The sequence below is a fragment of the Roseovarius nitratireducens genome (assembly GCF_002925845.1).
Taxonomy (GTDB): Bacteria; Pseudomonadota; Alphaproteobacteria; order Rhodobacterales; family Rhodobacteraceae; genus Roseovarius; species Roseovarius nitratireducens.
The window spans coordinates 1-18,144 of the sequence record NZ_PDNI01000071.1; the positions used below are offsets into that span (position 1 = coordinate 1).

Annotated in this window: 14 protein-coding genes, 1 tRNA gene and 2 pseudogenes; 13 read left to right on the forward strand and 4 right to left on the reverse strand. The window is 63.1% G+C overall.

Going from position 1 to position 18,144, the window contains the following annotated elements:
- From CRJ03_RS15110 to CRJ03_RS15120, 3 genes and pseudogenes are all read left to right on the forward strand, one after another.
- Positions 1-198 (forward strand): annotated as a pseudogene (locus CRJ03_RS15110) (MBL fold metallo-hydrolase); the annotation flags it as partial.
- A gap of 36 nt (positions 199-234) precedes the next feature.
- Entirely contained in the window at positions 235-1,911 is a 1,677-nt protein-coding gene (locus CRJ03_RS15115) for a bifunctional protein tyrosine phosphatase family protein/NAD(P)/FAD-dependent oxidoreductase (protein ID WP_104019710.1), read from the forward strand.
- A gap of 91 nt (positions 1,912-2,002) precedes the next feature.
- Positions 2,003-3,724, forward strand: coding sequence for a SulP family inorganic anion transporter (locus CRJ03_RS15120; protein WP_104019711.1), 1,722 nt, complete (start codon positions 2,003-2,005; stop codon positions 3,722-3,724).
- A gap of 744 nt (positions 3,725-4,468) precedes the next feature.
- On the opposite strand, the gene CRJ03_RS15135 is transcribed toward CRJ03_RS15120, so the two are convergent.
- Positions 4,469-5,266 carry a helix-turn-helix transcriptional regulator gene (locus CRJ03_RS15135; RefSeq protein ID WP_104019713.1) on the reverse strand — a complete coding sequence of 266 codons (798 nt, stop codon included), beginning with the start codon at positions 5,264-5,266 and terminating at the stop codon, positions 4,469-4,471.
- A gap of 245 nt (positions 5,267-5,511) precedes the next feature.
- Here CRJ03_RS15135 and CRJ03_RS15140 point away from each other — a divergent pair, with 245 nt between their 5' ends.
- The 5 genes from CRJ03_RS15140 to CRJ03_RS15160 are packed head-to-tail and all read left to right on the forward strand — an operon-like array spanning position 5,512 to position 10,203.
- Positions 5,512-6,537: an ABC transporter ATP-binding protein gene (locus CRJ03_RS15140; protein ID WP_240611700.1), complete on the forward strand. Its 1,026-nt coding sequence runs from the start codon at positions 5,512-5,514 to the stop codon at positions 6,535-6,537.
- 40 nt (positions 6,538-6,577) lie between these two features.
- Positions 6,578-7,732: an ABC transporter substrate-binding protein gene (locus CRJ03_RS15145; protein WP_104019920.1), complete on the forward strand. Its 1,155-nt coding sequence runs from the start codon at positions 6,578-6,580 to the stop codon at positions 7,730-7,732.
- 22 nt (positions 7,733-7,754) lie between these two features.
- Positions 7,755-8,612 carry an ABC transporter permease gene (locus CRJ03_RS15150; RefSeq protein ID WP_104019715.1) on the forward strand — a complete coding sequence of 286 codons (858 nt, stop codon included), beginning with the start codon at positions 7,755-7,757 and terminating at the stop codon, positions 8,610-8,612.
- 7 nt (positions 8,613-8,619) lie between these two features.
- Complete coding sequence (locus tag CRJ03_RS15155; RefSeq protein ID WP_104019716.1) at positions 8,620-9,426, forward strand: ABC transporter permease; 807 nt, start codon at positions 8,620-8,622, stop codon at positions 9,424-9,426.
- A gap of 6 nt (positions 9,427-9,432) precedes the next feature.
- The gene (locus CRJ03_RS15160; RefSeq protein ID WP_104019717.1) at positions 9,433-10,203 is read left to right on the forward strand and encodes an SDR family NAD(P)-dependent oxidoreductase; all 771 of its coding nucleotides are present in this window, start codon (positions 9,433-9,435) and stop codon (positions 10,201-10,203) included.
- A 179-nt stretch (positions 10,204-10,382) separates the two neighbouring features.
- On the opposite strand, the gene CRJ03_RS15165 is transcribed toward CRJ03_RS15160, so the two are convergent.
- From CRJ03_RS15165 to CRJ03_RS15175, 3 genes and pseudogenes are all read right to left on the reverse strand, one after another.
- Positions 10,383-11,345, reverse strand: a complete 963-nt coding sequence (locus CRJ03_RS15165; RefSeq protein WP_104019718.1) for a DUF808 domain-containing protein — start codon at positions 11,343-11,345, stop codon at positions 10,383-10,385.
- Between the two features lie 189 nt (positions 11,346-11,534).
- A pseudogene (locus tag CRJ03_RS15170) lies at positions 11,535-11,750 on the reverse strand (IS481 family transposase); the annotation flags it as partial.
- 73 nt (positions 11,751-11,823) lie between these two features.
- A tRNA-Arg gene (locus CRJ03_RS15175) sits at positions 11,824-11,900 on the reverse strand.
- Between the two features lie 118 nt (positions 11,901-12,018).
- Here CRJ03_RS15175 and CRJ03_RS15180 point away from each other — a divergent pair.
- The 5 genes from CRJ03_RS15180 to pnp all read left to right on the forward strand — a co-directional run bounded on the left by CRJ03_RS15180 (position 12,019) and on the right by pnp (position 18,010).
- The gene (locus tag CRJ03_RS15180) at positions 12,019-13,044 is read left to right on the forward strand and encodes a LacI family DNA-binding transcriptional regulator (RefSeq protein WP_104019719.1); all 1,026 of its coding nucleotides are present in this window, start codon (positions 12,019-12,021) and stop codon (positions 13,042-13,044) included.
- 90 nt (positions 13,045-13,134) lie between these two features.
- A complete protein-coding gene (locus tag CRJ03_RS15185; RefSeq protein ID WP_104019720.1) occupies positions 13,135-14,109 on the forward strand; it encodes an NAD(P)-dependent oxidoreductase in 975 nt (324 codons plus the stop codon).
- Between the two features lie 75 nt (positions 14,110-14,184).
- Positions 14,185-15,273 (forward strand): calcium-binding protein, encoded by a 1,089-nt coding sequence (locus tag CRJ03_RS15190; protein WP_104019721.1) that lies wholly within the window; start codon positions 14,185-14,187, stop codon positions 15,271-15,273.
- Between the two features lie 167 nt (positions 15,274-15,440).
- Entirely contained in the window at positions 15,441-15,710 is a 270-nt protein-coding gene (rpsO, locus tag CRJ03_RS15195; protein WP_104019722.1) for a 30S ribosomal protein S15, read from the forward strand.
- 167 nt (positions 15,711-15,877) lie between these two features.
- On the forward strand, positions 15,878-18,010 hold the full coding sequence (gene pnp / locus CRJ03_RS15200; protein WP_104019723.1) for a polyribonucleotide nucleotidyltransferase: 2,133 nt from the start codon (positions 15,878-15,880) through the stop codon (positions 18,008-18,010).
- Positions 18,011-18,144 lie beyond the last annotated feature (134 nt).

Consider the following 18,144-nt stretch of genomic DNA (forward strand, 5'->3'; position numbering starts at 1 on the left):
GAGGAAAAGGCGCACAACATCCACGTGGGCGGCGGCAAGACGAAGGAAGAATTCGTGCGCTTTCGCACCGAACGCGACGCGACATTGGACATGCCGCGGCTGATCTTGCCGTCGTTGCAGGTCAACATGCGCGCGGGCGCGGTGCCCAAGGACCGCGACGGCAACCCGATGCTGAAAGTGCCGGTGAACCGGCTCTGATTTCAGGGCGCAGGACCCCAAACGGGAGGACACGCGATGCAATTCAACAAGGTGACCGACGCGCTGTCGGTCAGCCCCCAGATCGGTGCCGAGGATATGGCGGCGATCCGTGATGCGGGCTTTCGTGCCATCATCTGCAACCGCCCCGATGGCGAGGGGGCTGACCAGCCGAATTTCGAGGAGATCGAGGCGGCTGCGAAAAAGGCGGGGCTGGAGGCGCGCTATCTGCCGGTGACGTCGGGCATGGTTCGGGACGCGGATGCCGAAAGCTTTGGACAGGCGCTGATGGAACTGCCCGGCCCGGTGCTGGCCTATTGCCGCACCGGCACGCGCTCGGCCACGCTCTGGTCCCTGAGCCAGGCAAAGAGCCGCCCGGTGCCCGAGATCCTCGCCGCCACCAAGGCGGCGGGCTATGACATGGCCGGAGTCGCGCGGCGGATCGTCAATGGTGGCAAGACGCCCACCGATACGGGAGATGCGTCCTTTGACGTGGTGATCGTGGGCGGCGGCGCGGGCGGTATTGCCGTGGCGGCGAGCCTGAAAGCGCGCAAGTCGGGGCTGGAGATCGCCGTGATCGACCCGGCGGAAATCCATTACTATCAGCCCGGCTGGACCATGGTGGGCGGCGGCATCTTCGAGCCCGCCGAGACCGCCAAGACCATGGGCAGCCTCATTCCGCGCGGCGTACACTGGATCAAATCCGCCGTGGCTGCGTTCGAGCCGAAGGACAATGCCGTGATCCTCGACGGTTGCCGCGTGGTGAAATACGACCGCCTGGTGGTCTGCCCGGGGCTGAAGCTCGATTGGGCCGCTGTCGAGGGGCTGGAGGAAACGCTGGGGCGCAATGGTGTCACCTCCAATTACCGCTACGACCTGGCCCCCTATACGTGGGAACTGGTGCAGGGGCTGAAGACGGGCCGCGCGCTCTTTACCCAGCCGCCGATGCCGATCAAATGCGCGGGCGCGCCGCAAAAGGCGCTGTATCTGTCGGCGGATCACTGGCATCGCACCGGTCGGCTCAAGGATATCGAGATCGGGTTCTGCAACGCGGGCGGGGTGCTCTTCGGGGTCAAGGATTACGTGCCCGCGCTGCAATCCTACATGGACAAATACGGCGCGCGGCTCGATTTCTTCCACAATCTCGTGGCCGTGGACGGCCCGGCGAAAAAGGCCATCTTCGAGGTGAAGAAGCCCGATCACGAGCCCGAGCGCGTGATGATGGAGTTCGACATGATGCATGTCTGCCCGCCGCAATGCGCGCCGGATTTCATCCGGGTCTCACCGCTCGCCGATGCCGCAGGATGGGTGGATGTGGATCAGGCGACACTACGCCACAAGACCTATAACAACATCTGGTCGTTGGGTGACGTGATGAACGCGCCCAATGCCAAGACGGCGGCCGCGGCGCGCAAGCAGGCCCCGGTGGTGGCTGAGAATATCGTGGCCGATATCATGGGGCGCGAACCGGTGGCGCAATATGACGGCTACGGTTCCTGCCCGCTTACAGTAGAGCGTGGCAAGGTCGTGCTGGCCGAGTTCGGCTATGGCGGGGTGATGAAGCCCAGCTTTCCCGGGTTTCTCATCGACGGCACCAAGCCGAGCCGTCTGGCCTGGCTGCTCAAGGAAAAGATGCTGCCGCCGATCTATTGGAAGGCGATGCTGCGCGGGCGCGAATGGATGGCCCGGCCCGAGAAGATCAGCGCCGGGGGCTAGACCCGGCCCTGTGCCCGCACCTTGACTACCCCGGGTTCCGTACCCGGGGCCTTTCGCCTTTTTTCGTCCTGAAATGGAAAGACCGCCTGTCATGCCCTCGCTCTCCCGCTATTTCCCCCCCTTGGACTGGGGGCGCAGCTATACCCGCGACACGCTGACCAGTGATCTGGTGGCGGCGGTGATCGTGACGATCATGCTGATCCCGCAATCGCTGGCCTATGCGCTTCTGGCGGGACTGCCTGCGCAGGCGGGGATCTATGCCTCGATCGTGCCGATCGTGCTCTACGCGCTCTTTGGTACCTCCCGCGCGCTGGCCGTGGGACCGGTGGCGGTGGTGTCGCTGATGACGGCGGCGGCGATCGGGCAGGTGGCCGAAGCGGGCAGCATGGGCTATGCGGCGGCGGCGCTGACGCTGGCGCTTTTGTCGGGGGCGATGCTCTTGGGGATGGGACTGCTCCGGCTCGGCTTTGTCGCCAATTTCCTCAGCCATCCGGTGATCGCGGGCTTCATCACGGCATCGGGGGTGCTCATCGCCACGAGCCAGCTCAAACATATCCTCGGCGTGCCTGCGGGCGGGCATACGCTGGTCGAGATGCTGGCATCGCTGGCGGCGCATCTGGGCGATGTGCATCTGGCCACGCTGGTGATCGGCGTGCTTGCGGCGGCGTTCCTGTTCTGGGTGCGCAAGGGTCTGAAACCCGTGCTAATGCGTGCGGGTCTTGCCCCGCGCGCCGCCGATATCCTGGCCAAGGCGGGGCCGGTGGTGGCGGTGGCGCTGAGCACGGCGGCGGTCTGGCTGATGGGCCTCGATGCGCGCGGCGTGGCCATCGTGGGGGCGGTGCCGCAGGGCCTGCCGCCGCTCACGATGCCCGATCTTTCGCCCGACTTGCTGGGCGCGCTTCTTGTGCCTGCCTTGCTCATTTCGGTCATCGGCTTTGTCGAATCGGTCTCGGTGGCGCAGACGCTGGCCGCGAAGAAACGCCAGCGCATCGACCCCGATCAGGAGCTGATCGGGCTGGGCGCGGCCAATCTCGGCGCGGCCTTCACCGGTGGGTATCCGGTGACGGGCGGCTTTGCCCGTTCGGTGGTGAATTTCGACGCCGGTGCCGAGACACCGGCCGCCGGGGCCTTTACCGCCGTGGGACTGGCCATCGCGGCGCTGGCGCTGACGCCGCTCATCTTCTTTCTGCCCAAGGCGGTGCTGGCGGCGACGATTATCGTGGCGGTCCTCAGCCTTGTGGATTTCTCGATCCTGCGCAAATCCTGGGCCTATTCAAAGGCCGATTTCGCCGCCGTTCTGGCCACCATCCTGCTCACGCTCGGGCTGGGGGTGGAGGCGGGGGTGTCTACGGGCGTGATCCTGTCGCTGGCGCTGCATCTCTACAAGACCTCGCGCCCGCATGTGGCCGAGGTGGGGCTGGTCCCCGGCACGCAGCATTTCCGCAACATTCTGCGCCACGAGGTCGAGACCGATCCGACGCTGCTGACCCTGCGGGTGGATCAGAGCCTCTATTTCGCCAATGCGCGGTTTCTGGAGGATCTGATCCAGGACCGGATCGCCGAGGATTGCGCGTTGCGCCATGTGGTGCTGATGTGCTCTGCGGTGAACGAGATCGACTTTTCCGCGCTGGAAAGCCTGGAGGCGATCAACGAACGGCTCAAGGCGGCCGGCATCATCCTGCACCTGAGCGAGGTCAAGGGGCCGGTGATGGACCGCCTCCAGCGCAGTCATTTTCTGGACGAGATGAGCGGAGAGGTGTTCCTGTCGCAATATGACGCCTGGACCACTTTGGTTCCGACCGGGAAAGGCTGAACCGGACGGTCACCAGGGATGTTTCCGATCTGCCGCCAGAGCTGGGCTTGGACTCGGACACGACACTGCCCGCCGGTCGGGATAAGAGGCGATTGTTCCGAAAGAGCTATCTGCTTGTCCGGTTGTCGCGTTGCCCTCAACCTGGTTCTGCCTCAATCTATGTGGGAGGGGCAGCATTCGGGCTCTGAGCAATTCTGGCCCGGCTTTTCCGTACACTGGGCGCTTGAGGGTCTTCAAGCGGTTGATCTGGCCTTGCGGTAGTTTCAAGGGTGCTGTCAGACGAACTCGAACTTGTCTCCACTGGCAGCGTGTCGCCCAAAACCTGAATCGCGGGGATTCCCACGCGTATGATTTTGTGGGTCATCCTGTTTTGGAGGATGGATCATGTCAGCACCTTTGCCAGACGTGCTTCGGGCGCGGTTTCAGCGATACATTGAAGAAGGGTTAAGCGGTCGCGCGGCGACGATATGGCTGACAACGCGGTCCGCGATCGCCGAGCATTGAAAAAGGATTGGCCGATGGGCGGCCTGAATGTCTGCCCGATGGCCCAACCTGTTTGACGAAAAATTGTGTGCCGGTCCGCTGACGATGCCCTATCAAGGCGTTTTTGACGGCGGGAACCTGGGCTATCTTGTTACGTAGCTGACACCTTTCAACTGTCATGAAGAATGCGCGTCTGCACTTCTTCTGCCGGAACTGCTAGCGCCTCTCTGCCATCAGTCTGCGCCCACTAGCTGCGAGTGATCAGCCCAGTTCCGACAAAGAGGCCATGAACTTGGAGAACAATTCACCCTGTGAGCTCACGCGTAGCTTGGCGTAAATGTTGCGCCGGTGAATGCGCACCGTGCCGGAGGTGATGCCAAGTGCACGGCCGGTGGCATCGGCGGAGTGGCCCTTGAGGATGTATTCGACCACCTCGGCCTCACGCGGTGTAAGCAGGTTCCGTCCGAAACTTTGAAATGCGTCTTCTATCAACCGGGGCAGACGTTGCCCGTTGCTCGCCGGTTGGGACAAGAACTGACCGATCAGGCCGCACCAATGCTTTCGCGCGGTGGCGGCGACGAATGGTAGCAGGCTCTCGAGATCGCGGAACTCGCGTGCCGAGAAGGCCTTGTGCTCGCGCATCGCGGATATGACCACGCTGACGTCGTCGCCAACGTCGATGACATAGCCTATTTCTTCGGCAAGGCCGGTCTGAACATAGTAATTACGGAAATATTCGCCCTGGTAGAAACGATCGGGTGCCAGGTCGCGCAAGCGCGCCAATCTGGTTTCAGTTGGACTTTGGGAGTGCAGGTAGAACGGGTCGAGGAGATACGGCCCTTCCTGGTAATCGTCGACCATCACCTTGCGCTTGGTGGCAGGAAAGTCATCAAAAAGATCAAGAGGTTTGTGGTCGCGGTGATAGGCGAAGATCACCGTGAACTCGAACGGCACGACGGCGCGCAGCGCATCGGTAAGCGCTGTAGGCAGACCGGGTGTGCCCAAGGTTTCAACGGCACACGCACAAGACCGGGTCCAGTCCGAAAGCTGAGATTTCATGGTCGTCTATGCTCTTTGTGGTATATACAGTTAGATCATCTTTTCGTAGCATTTTCGTCAAGCAGGGCATACCCCTTCTTGGGTCTATAATGACAGGATGTGATATGCTGGACGCATATGCGGAAACGGGAAGAGACATGCGAGCATCCGCGGAGACAACAGAAAACCAGGATGCGCGTGAGGATCACGTCGCAGAATTTATTAATGTCTCCAAACGATTCGGGGCCGTCCTCGCGGCAGATCAATTGAACCTCGGAATCCGGCGGGGCGAATTTCTATCTTTCCTCGGTCCTTCGGGCTGCGGAAAGACGACGGCGTTGCGGATGCTTGCCGGGTTCGAGGAGCCGAGTGAAGGCTGTGTTAGGATCAATGGCTCTGACATGAGTGCGGTGCCGTCCTATCGGCGCCCAGTCAACATGGTGTTTCAGCATTATGCGCTCTTTCCGCATATGAGCGTGGCGCAGAACGTGAGCTATGGCCTGCGTCAGCGCCGCCCGCGAATGGCAAAGGCCGAGATCGCGACGCGGGTTGCGAAGGCGCTCGAGACTGTCCGGCTCGAGGATTTCGGCGGGCGCCGCGTCTGGGAATTGTCAGGTGGTCAGCAGCAGCGTGTGGCGCTTGCCCGGGCAATCATCAACGAGCCGACAGTCCTGCTTCTGGATGAACCAATGGCGGCGCTCGATGCAAAGCTGCGCGCCGATATGCAGCGCGAGCTGCTCGATCTTCAGCGGAGCCTTGGGATCACCTTCGTGCTTGTCACCCATGATCAGGAAGAGGCTCTGTCCATGTCAGACCGTATCTGCATCATGGGCGGCGGGCGGATCGCGCAGGTGGGCACCCCACAGGATCTCTATGATCGACCATGCAACCGCTATGTTGCGGATTTCGTGGGTAAGGCCAACATCCTGTCAGGTGAAATCGTCGAGAGGGCAGATGGGTGCGCGCGGGTCGTTTTGCCCTCGGGCGCGGAGGTTCTGGTGTCGGAGGAGGGGCCGGACACGCGCAGAAAGATCGAGATCGTCGTGCGGCCCGAGGCTCTTGGTATTGGCGTGGCGGCGAGTCCCGGAGATGCCGCACTCAAGGCGCGAATCACCCATCGCACCTTTCTCGGCGATCATACCGAATACCTGCTGGAGGCCGAGGGAATCGGTCCTGTGCAGGTGAATCTGCCACGACAGGCCGAAAGAGCGTCGGGCAGGCACGAGGTGGGCGATGAGGTCCATATCCTGTGGGCGGCGGAGGCAGGGCGTGTCCTGGCCGCTGAAAACTGACCGAGCCTGAACCTGAACAATCCAGCAAGGGAGAATGATCATGACAAAAGATAATGCGCCGATCACTCGGCAGAAATTCATGGAAGAACTTCGCCGTTACGAGAAGGGCTCGATCACGCGTCGGCACTTCCTGGGGGTGACGGGCCTGGGTGCCGCGATGGCCGTGATGGGCGGAGCCATGCCCGGACTGTTACCCGGTCGCGCGCGGGCGCAAGACTTGGGCAACCGCGTGGTTCTGGCCACTTGGCCCAATTATCACGATGCGTCGAATTTCGACCGATTCACCGATGCCACGGGCGTCTATACCCAAGTCAATGTCTTCGGCTCGAACGAGGAAATGCTGGCCAAGCTGCAAGCGGGCGGGTCGGGCTGGGATGTCTTCGTGCCGACCAATTACGCGATCTCTACCTATGTCGAGGCAGACCTGATTGAGCCACTCGACCTGTCGAAGCTGCCGAATTACGATCCTGCGGCGTTCGATCAGCGTTTTGCGGATGCGGGCACGATCGACGGCACCGTCTATGCCGTGCCCAAGAACTGGGGCACTACAGGTATCGCCTACAACTCCGACAAGACCGGCGGTGTCGTGGATAGCTGGAAGACCTTCTTCGACGGCGCGCGCGATCAGTTCGACGGGCGGGTGATGGTTCATGACTATCAGCTGACCACCATCGGCAATGCGCTGGTCTATTTCGGCCACAGCTTCAACTCGGTCGATGAGGCGGAACTGGCCGATGCCGAAAAGCTTCTGATCGACGTGAAGCCCCATCTCTTTGCGATCTCTTCGGATTACCAGCCGTCGATGCGCAATGGCGATGCCTGGCTCACGATGTGCTGGACCGGCGACGGCAAGCAGATGAACAGCGATATGCCCGAGATCGGCTTTGCCCTCGGCAAGGAGGGCGGCGAGATCTGGTCGGATTACTATGCCATCCCCAAGGACGCTCCGCATCGCGAGGCGGCCTATGCGCTGATCGACTATCTGCTCAATCCGGAGGTGAACGCGCGAGAGGCGCTCGCACATGGCTATCCGGTGGCCGATGCGCGGACCAATGCGCTCCTGCCCGAGGACCTGCTCAATGATCCGATCCTCTATCCCGCGGCCGAACGGCTGAGTGCGCTGGAATTTGGTGCGGCCGTGACCCTGACCGATCCGAACCGGGCTGAGCTCATGGCGCGGTTCAAGTCGGCCTGAGGCGCGGAAACGGAGACGGACGATGGCCATGGCACAAACACGGGCGCGCACGCTGCTCCTGACGCCCGCAGGCTTGTGGTATGCGGCGTTGCTACTGTTCCCTCTGGCCGTCGTCCTGATCTTTTCCTTCGGCGAGCGCAACCCGATCGGGGGCTATGCGCCCGGCTTCACGTTGGAGCAATATGCCAACCTTCCAGCGCGCTTTGCTGCCTTTCGCAACACGCTGACGCTCGCACCTCTCGGCACCATCGCGGCGCTGCTCATCGCCTATCCGCTGGCGTATTACCTGGCGCTCAGGGTTTCGGTGCGTTGGAAGACGATGCTGTTGATCCTGGTGATCGTGCCGTTCTGGACGTCGATCCTGATCCGCTCCTATGCGTGGATCTACCTGCTTGGCGGCAATGGGATTCCGGCCTTTCTGGAGGCGATCGGCCTCGGGGACATACAACTGATCAACACGCCCTTCGCGGTGCTCGTGGGTATTGTCTACGGTTATTTGCCACTGATGGTCTTTCCGATCTACGTGGCGCTGGAAAAGCTCGACAAGAGCCTGCTGGAAGCCGCCTCTGATCTTGGGACACCACCCTGGCGCAGCTTTCTGCAGATCACCCTGCCGCTTTCCATGCCGGGTGTTCTCACCGGCTCCATGCTGGTCTTCATCCTGTTGACCGGAGAATTCCTGATCCCGGCGATCCTCGGAGGCGGCAAGGTGTTCTTTGTCGGCAACGCGCTGGTCGATCTGTTCCTGCAATCGCGCAACTGGGCTTTCGGCTCTGCCGTGGCAGTGGCGCTGATCGTTATCATGCTGATCGTCGTGGCGCTCTACACACGGGTGGTGAAACGGTTCGGAGCCACCCGCGACGATGTCGGGCTGATGTGAGGGTGCCATGAGACTTTATGCCGTCGCCGTCTACGGGTTTCTCTACCTGCCGATTTCGATCATCGCGCTGTTCTCGTTCTCGGCGGGGCGCAATGCCAGTTCGATGCAGGGATTCTCGACCGAATGGTATGCGCGCGCCCTCAACAATCCCTTCGTGATGGAGGCGCTCTGGACGTCGCTCAAGGTGGCGTTCTTCTCGGCCATACTGGCCACGCTTGCCGGGACCATGGCGGCATTGGCGCTCACGGGCATGAAAGGACGGCTGCGTGCAATCTTTGACGTGCTGGTGCAGATCGCGGTGATGATTCCCGGTATCGTGATCGGCATCGCGACGCTCATCGCGCTTGTCACGCTCTTCGATCTCGTGAATCCCTGGATCGAGAGCCTGACCGGGTGGCGCCTCTCCCTGGGCCTGGGATCGCTCATTGGCTTGCACGGCATGTTCACCATGTCGCTCGTCGTGCTGCTGGTGCGCGGGCGACTGGAAAGCTTCGACCGCGCCCAGATCGAGGCGTCTAACGATCTAGGGGCCAGTCCGTTGGGAACCTTCATGCAGGTGACGTTCCCACAGATCGCGCCGGCCATCCTTGCGGGTTTTCTGTTGGCGTTCACCTTCAGTTTCGATGACTTCATCATGGCGTTCTTCGTTGCTGGATCGGAGACGACGCTGCCCATCTACATCTTTTCGTCCATCCGTCGCGGGGTGACGCCCGAGATCAACGCGATCGGCACAATGGTGATGGTGGCCTCTCTCACGCTTCTGATCGTCGCGCAAATTCTGCTGCGGCCAGGCCATTCCAGGGGAAAGGGATAAATCGCTTTGCAGGAGACAGGAAAGCTCAAGGATCGTATCGCGCTGGTCACAGCGGCCGGATCGGGTATCGGTAGGGCAGGGGCCTGCGCAATGGCGCGCGACGGGGCCACCGTGATCGTAACCGACCTAGCGGCTAACCTCGCGGAGGAGACACTTGCACGGATCGAAGCCGAAGGCGGGCAAGGCTTGGCCTTCGCGCTCGATGCAAGGGATGACACGGCTTGTCGGGCCACCGTCGACCGGATCGTCCGTGACCACGGGCGCATCGACATCCTGCACAGCCATGCCGGCATCCAGATTCCCGGACGGCTGGAGGATGTCACGTCAGAGCAAATGGATTCTGCATGGGCGCTCAATGTAAGGGCGCATTTCGTGCTGGCGCAGGCGGTGGTCGCGCCGATGCGTGCGCAAGGCGGCGGATCGGTAATCGTCACCGCATCCAACTCGGGCTGTCAATATGACCGGGGCATGATCTCCTACGCCACGACCAAGCATGCCGCAGTTGCGATGGTAAAGCAGATGGCGGCGGACTATGCGCGCGAAAACATCCGCTTCAACGCGCTTTGCCCCGGTTTCGTCGATACGCCTTTCAATGCCGGGTTCGAGATTCAGATGGGCGGGCGCGCAGCACTCGAATCCTATGTCGCAGACACGATCCCGATGGGCCGGTGGGCCAGTGTCGAGGAGATCGCCGACGGCATCGTCTACCTAGCTTCGGAGCGGTCGAGTTTCGTCACCGGGCTGGCACTGGTCATAGATGGCGGTGAGCGGCTCTAAAACGCCCTTTGGCGTATAGGGTGACCTCCCTCAGACAATCAGCGAGGCGTAAGCGGCAGGGCGAGCCGAGCAGCGCGAACACCGGCGGCCTTCGGCGTCGAGATCAAAGTCGTGCGTAGCCTTCGGGTTTCACACAAACCCGGGGGAAGACTTGCAGATTCCTGCCAATTTCCTGTGCATCAGGGCGCGGGCGCCAGCCGCGTCCATACAGGCTTGATGACTTTCAGCCCAACCGGGATCAGGGCCAGACCAAGCACCAGCCCGAACACCCCGTCAAGGCCCGCCGTGACGGCCCACTCAACGGCTCCCTGCCACTGGCCTATCCCTTGTGCAACGGCAACCGCGACATGGTGAATCCAGTCATACATCGCCGGGAAACCCATCTGGTCCAGTGCGTGCAGGATGATCGATCCGCCCACCCACAGCATCGCGGCAGTGCCGACGATCATCAACAAGTTCATGAACTTGGGCATGGCATGCACGATTCCGCGTCCCAAGGCGCGGGTCAGTCCAAGTCGGCCATTCTCGGCCATGTAGAGCCCCACGTCATCGGCCTTCACGATCAGTGCGACCGCGCCATAGACCAGCGCGGTGATCCCCACCGCCACCATCGCCAGCGTCGCCGCCTCCATCCAGAGCACGCTTTCAGGAAGCGCGGCCAGAGCGATCGTCATGATCTCGGCTGACAGGATGAAATCGGTCTTGATCGCGCCCGCAACCTTCTGTTCCTCCAGATGCGCGGCATCCCCTTCGATGTGGCTTCCGTCCGGCCCGCCGTGACCTTTACCAAACCCTAGGAAATGTGCGACTTTTTCGGCGCCTTCAAAGCAGAGATAGCCCCCGCCCAGCATCAGGATCGGAGGGATCAGCCACGGCGCGAAGGCCGATAGGGCCAACCCCGCAGGCAACAGGAACACCAGTTTGTTGATCAGCGACGCCCGCGCGATGCGCCACACCATCGGCAATTCGCGCGCGGGCGAAAATCCCTGCATGTACTTGGGCGTCACCGCCGCGTCGTCGATCGCCGCGCCTGCCGCCTTGGACCCTGCCTTGGCCGCTTGCCCTGCCACGTCATCGACCGACGCCGCTGCCATCTTGGCCAGAGCCGCCACGTCGTCCAGCAATGCCATCAACCCACTCATACCCGCCTCCTGTAGCCGACATTCCCCAAGCAGACTGCCGTTTGACGACAACGTCGCCTGATGAGGCCGGTTGATCAATTGTTTTCCGTGCAGCGCAGCGGCCAGTCAGCCATCCCCCCTTTCATGCCAGGCCGCCCTGTAAGAGTTGGGGGTCGGGGCGGCGTCTTCTTTCCTCGTCAAAGCCACGGTCATCCGTTCGACCTGGCCGTTGGTCCACGGGTGGTTCGGTTTTGTCAGCCGGTGCTCGATCCCATTCGCATCGCAGATCATGTCGAAGCGCATCGACCGGGAGTAGATGGTGTTCCGGTTTCTGGGCCGTTCGGCGAACTGGATGCCGTTGTCGGTCAGGACCGTGTGGACCTGGCGGGGCACAGCCTCGAGCATGTGCTGGAGGAACTCCGATGCTGTTGATCTTGTGCCGAGGTTACAGATTTATGTTTAAACGAAATGCATTAGGTGGGGGTTTGCCTTTAGTCGCTGGCGACCCCGGCAGGATTCGAACCTGCAACCTGCCCCTTAGGAGGGGGCTGCTCTATCCAGTTGAGCCACGGGGCCTTGGGGCGGTGGTCTAGCGGCTTGGGCAGGGTTTGTCATCGGGGTTTTCGCTCCGGCTTGATCGCGGACGTGCGATCGGGCTAAGTGAGGACATGCTTTTCCCATCCGGACCACGGTCTTGAACCCACCCGACCACCACCCATTGACCCTGCGCGACGTCTCGGAGGCGGCGGGCGTGTCGGAGATGACCGTGAGCCGCGTGTTGCGCAACAAGCGCGACGTGTCCGAGGCCACGCGCCTGCGCGTGCTGGAGGCGGCGCGGCGGCTGGGATACGTGCCCAACAAGATCGCGGGTGCGCTGGCGAGCCAGCGGGTCAACCTCGTGGCGGTGATCATCCCGTCGATGTCCAACATGGTGTTTCCCGAGGTGATGACCGGGATTACCGGCGTGCTGGAGGAAACCGGGCTTCAGCCGGTGGTGGGGCTGACAGGGTATCGTCCTGAAAAGGAAGAGAAAGTTCTATATGAAATGCTGTCCTGGCGGCCCGCCGGGGTAATTATCGCGGGGCTGGAGCATTCCGACGCGAGCCGCGCCATGCTGCGCGCGAGCGGCATTCCGGTGGTCGAGATCATGGACGTGGACGGCACGCCGATCGATTCCGTGGTGGGCATTTCGCACAGGCGCGCCGGGCAGCAGATGGCGCAGGCGATCATCCGCGCGGGCTATCGCCGGATCGGCTTCATGGGCACCAAGATGCCGCTCGACCACCGCGCGCGCAAACGTTTCGAGGGGTTCACCGAGGCGCTGGCCAAGGCCGGAATCGAGATGGCCGATCACGAGTTCTATTCCGGCGGCTCGGCGCTGGCCAAGGGGCGCGAGATGACCGCCGAGATGCTCCGCCGCTCGCCTGACCTGGATTTCCTTTATTATTCCAACGACATGATCGGGGCGGGCGGGCTGCTCTACCTGCTCGAACAGGGCGTGGATATCCCCGGCCGGATCGGGCTTGCGGGGTTCAACGGGGTCGAGCTGCTCGATGGTTTGCCGCGCCGTCTGGCGACGATGGACGCTTGCCGGCTCGAGATCGGGCGCAAGGCCGCCGAGATCATCGCTGCACAAGCCTCTGGCCCCGAGGCGCGCGAGCGGGTGCGTATCGCGCTGGAGCCGCGGCTCGAGCCGGGGGATACGCTGCGGGTGCCCTGAAGGCCCCGGCCAGGCGGTGAAATTTCCCCTTTGATTTTCACGAGAGAATCGCGAAAGGCTGGCAAATCAACTTATTGCCGGGAGGGGCACATGCGGATCGGATTCATCGGGCTGGGAAATGTCGGGGGCAAGCTGGCCGGAAGCCTCTTGCGCAACGGCCACGACCTGCAGGTTCACGACCTGAACCGGGAGGTTCGCGACGGCTTTGCCGCGCGGGGCTGCAAGGTTTCGTCAACCCCCGCGCAGATGATGCGCGACTGCGAGGCGGTCATCACCTGCCTGCCCTCGCCCGCGGCGAGCGCGGGCGTGATGGAGGAAATGCTGCCCGAGGTGGGGCCGGGCAAGATCTGGCTGGAGATGTCCACCACCGACGCCGCCGAGATCACCCGTCTGGGCGGCATGGTGATCGAGCGCGGCGGGGCGGCGGTGGATTGCCCGGTCTCTGGCGGCTGCCACCGCGCGGCGACGGGCAACATCTCGATCTTCGCGGGCTGTGATCGCGCCACGTTCGAGCGCATCCTGCCACTGCTGACGACGCTGGGGCGGCGGGTGCTGCATACCGGCGAGCTGGGCAGCGCCTCGGTGCTCAAGGTGATGACCAACTACCTCGCGACCGCCAACCTGCTGTCGGTCTGCGAGGCGCTGGTGACGATGAAGGCGGCGGGGATGGACCTTGCCACCACCTATGAGGCGATCCGCATCAGTTCGGGCACGTCCTTCGTGCACGAGACGGAGAGCCAGGTGATCCTCAATGGCTCGCGCGACATCAATTTCACCATGGACCTGGTGATGAAGGATATCGGCCTGTTTCAGTCGATCGCCGAGCGCGCGGGCGTGCCGCTGGAAATCTCGCCGATGATGATCGACATTTTCCGCGACGGGATGGCGCGCTATGGCGCGCGGGCACAATCCGACGACATCATCCGGCGGCTGGAGGAGGCCACGGGGCTCGACATCACGGCACCGGGCTTTCCGGCGGACATGGTCGATGACGAACCCGAGGAGCCGGGATACGAGGTCTATCCGCCGGGCCGCGCCCCTGAGGCGGTCGCCGAGGAGCGTTAACCAGCCTGCCAGATATATGTTGCCTGTTGCGAGCAGCGGGTGGCATTCTCGTGCGGTGGTGCGCGGGGTTGTGCAATGTTGTTTATTGCGAGTCTTCTGGGAATGGCGGCCGTCGGGGCCACGGTGTTTGTCGGGCTTGGCGGTGACATGGAGGACGCGTCGACTGACGGGTCCGAAACCGGCAACGGGAGCGATGCGTCCGGTACGGACCAGGCTCCCCCTGGCGATGGATCGGACCTGTTGAGCGCGGCCCTGGATGCGGTGGTGGATGACGGCATCGCCACGCAAGACGCGGACGACAGTGAAACCGGGCCCGAAGACACCGACGCGGCAACGGGGTGGCAGATCATTGATGGCACGGACGTTGCCGAGACCATCACCGGCGGCGACGATCCCGAGATGATCGGCGGACGCGGCGGAGCGGACGTGATCGACGGCAACGGCGGTGCGGATGAGCTGCGCGGTGGTGACGGCGATGACGAATTGCGCGGTGGCGCGGGCGATGACACGCTGCACGGCGGGGACGGGGCCGACACGCTCGATGGCGGGGCGGGCGACGACCGGCTGTTCGGGCACAACGGTGATGACATGCTCTCGGGCGGCGACGGCGATGACAGCCTCGTGGGCAGCGCCGGGAACGATACGCTCTCGGGCGGGGAGGGTGACGATGCACTGCACGGCGACCTTGGCGATGACCGGCTGGATGGCGGCATGGGGTCGGACACGCTCTTTGGCGGGCATGGCGATGATACGGTGATGGGGATCGTGGACGACCCGGCGACCGATGGCGTTGACGATATCGATACCGGTCGCGATTACCTCAACGGAGGCGGTGGCGACGACGTGATCGTGGCGGGGCGCGGCGATATCGTGACCACCGGCGGCGGGTCCGACACGGTGATGCTGGGCGACTGGCTCGACGCCGATCACCAGGCGGAAATCCTCGATTTTTCGGCGGCGGACGACATGCTTATGGTGTTTCATGACGCACCGGAGGGGGCGGAGCCCGAGATCACGCTCGAACCGGATGCCGACGATCCGGCGGCGCAGCGCCTGCTGCTCGACGGTATCGAGATCGCGCGCATTGCCGATGCCGAGGGGCTGACGCTCGACCATGTCGCGCTGGTGGCGCAGGTGCAGATGCCGGTGCTGACCGCCGGGTGAGGCGGTGGTGATCGCGGGCCTTGCCCGGGGCGGATTCATGCTTTTCTTTCGCGCGCAGTTGGCCTATACGCGCGAGACCCCCCGGCGCGGCAACGCGGCGGGGAAACGGACCTTGCTGGACGACATCCCGGCTTGTGCCCGCAACCCCCGGACCGAAGGAGAGACCGATGTCGATCACTGTCGAAGAGAAATCCCGCGTCATCAAGGACTTCGCGACCAAGGAGGGCGATACCGGCTCTCCCGAAGTACAGGTCGCCATCCTGACCTCGCGGATCACCACCCTGACTGAGCATTTCAAGACCCACAAGAAGGACAACCACGGGCGCCGTGGCCTTCTGAAGATGGTCGCACAGCGTCGCAAGCTGCTGGATTACCTGCGCGGCAAGAACGAGGACCGCTATCGCGACCTCATCAAGCGCCTCGGCATCCGCCGCTGACACCATAAGCCGCGCCCCAACGGGGCGCGGTTTTCGCATGATCCGATTGCGGCCCGGACCGGCCTTCGCCGGTGTCGCAGGATGAACACGAGAGGGCCGTGGGGCATGGGGCCCCGCAAGAAACGGGCCGCGCGGGATACGCCCGGCGGGCCAAGCTAGGAAACGTGATGTTTACTGAGACGAAAAAATCGATGCAGTGGGGGGAGGAAACCCTCACTCTTGAAACCGGCAAGATCGCCCGTCAGGCGGACGGGTCGGTGGTTGCCACCCTTGGCGAAACGTCGGTCATGGCCAACGTGACCTTTGCCAAGGAACCCAAGCCGGGACTGGATTTCTTCCCGCTGACCGTTCATTACCAGGAAAAATACTATGCTGCGGGCAAGGTGCCCGGCGGCTTTTTCAAGCGCGAGGCGCGCCCGTCGGAGAAGGAAACGCTGACCGCGCGCCTGATCGACCGGCCGATCCGCCCGCTCTTTGTGCCCGGCTTCAAGCACGAGACGCTGGTGATGTGCACCGTGCTGAGCCATGACCTCGTCAACGACCCGGACATGGTGGCGATGATCGCCACTTCCGCCGCGCTGACGATCTCGGGCGCGCCGTTCCGCGGGCCGATCGGCGGCTGCCGCGTGGGGTATGCGGATGGGGAATACATCCTCAACCCCGAGATCGACGACATGCACGAGCTGCGCAACAACCCCGAGCAGCGGCTCGACCTGGTGGTCGCGGCCACGCGCGACGCGGTGATGATGGTCGAATCCGAGGCCTATGAGCTGTCGGAAGAGGAAATGCTCGGCGCCGTGACTTTCGCGCATGAGCAGATCAAGCCGGTCTGCGACCTGATCGTGGAATTCGCCGAGGAATGCGCCAAGGAGCCGTTCGATTTCACCCCGCCGGATTACTCGGAGCTTTTCGCCGCCGTCAAAGCCGCCGGTGAAGAGCAGATGCGCGCCGCCTTTGCCATCCGTGACAAGCAGGAGCGCACGCACGCGATCTCTGCCGCGAAAGAGGCAATCAAGGCGCAACTGAGCGAGGAACAGCTCGAGGATGCCAATCTCGGCGCCGCGCTCAAGAAGCTCGAGTCGGTGGTGCTGCGTGGCGACGTGGTGAAGAATGGCAACCGGATCGACGGTCGCCGTCTGGATGAGATTCGCCCCATCGCCTGCGAGACCGGCCTGCTGCCGCGCACGCATGGCTCGGCGCTTTTTACCCGTGGCGAGACGCAGGGCCTGGTGGTCACGACGCTCGGCACCGGCGATGACGAGCAATTCGTCGATGCGCTGCACGGCAATTTCAAGTCCAACTTCCTGCTGCACTACAACTTCCCGCCCTACTCGGTCGGCGAGGCGGGGCGTGTCGGCCCTCCGGGACGGCGCGAGATCGGTCACGGCAAGCTCGCGTGGCGCGCGCTTCAGGCGGTGCTGCCGCCGGCGACGGATTTCCCCTACACGATCCGGCTGGTTTCCGAGATCACGGAATCGAACGGGTCGTCGTCGATGGCCTCGGTCTGTGGCGGGTCGCTGTCGATGATGGATGCGGGCGTGCCGCTCAAGACGTCCGTTGCCGGCGTGGCGATGGGCCTCGTGCTGGAGGAAGACGGCTCTTACGCGGTGCTGTCGGACATCCTCGGTGACGAGGACCATCTCGGCGACATGGATTTCAAGGTCGCGGGCACTGCCGAGGGCATCACGTCCTTGCAGATGGACATCAAGGTCGCGGGGATCACCCCCGAGATCATGCGTGTGGCGCTCGCACAGGCCAAGGAAGGCCGGATGCACATCCTGGGCGAGATGGACAAGGCGCTCTCGGGTGCCAACGAGTTCAGCGTCCATGCCCCGCGCATCGAGACCATGCAGATCCCCACCGACAAGATCCGTGAAGTGATCGGCTCGGGCGGCAAGGTGATCCGCGAGATCGTCGAGGTCTCGGGTGCCAAGGTCGACATCAATGACGAGGGCATCATCAAGATCGCCTCGCCCAACGGTGATGCCATCCAGAAGGCCTATGACATGATCCACTCGATCGTGGCCGAGCCGGAAGAAGGCAAGATCTACAAGGGCACTGTCGTCAAGATCGTCGATTTCGGCGCCTTCGTGAACTTCTTTGGCAAGCGCGACGGCCTGGTGCATGTGAGCCAGATCGAGAACCGCCGCCTGAACCATCCCTCCGACGTGCTCAAGGAGGGCCAGGAGGTCTGGGTGAAGCTGCTGGGCTTCGACGATCGCGGCAAGGTCCGCCTGTCGATGAAGGTCGTGGACCAGGAGACCGGCGAAGAGGCCAAGAGCGAGGAAGCGGCGGACTGAGCCGCACCCCCCTGACCCGACAGCAATAGCGCGCCGCGGGAGACCGCGGCGCGTTTTGCTTTGGTGTCCCCCGGTGGCGGCGTGGCGCAAAACCGCGTGCTTGTGTCGGGATTGACAGACCGTCTGCGGCGTCC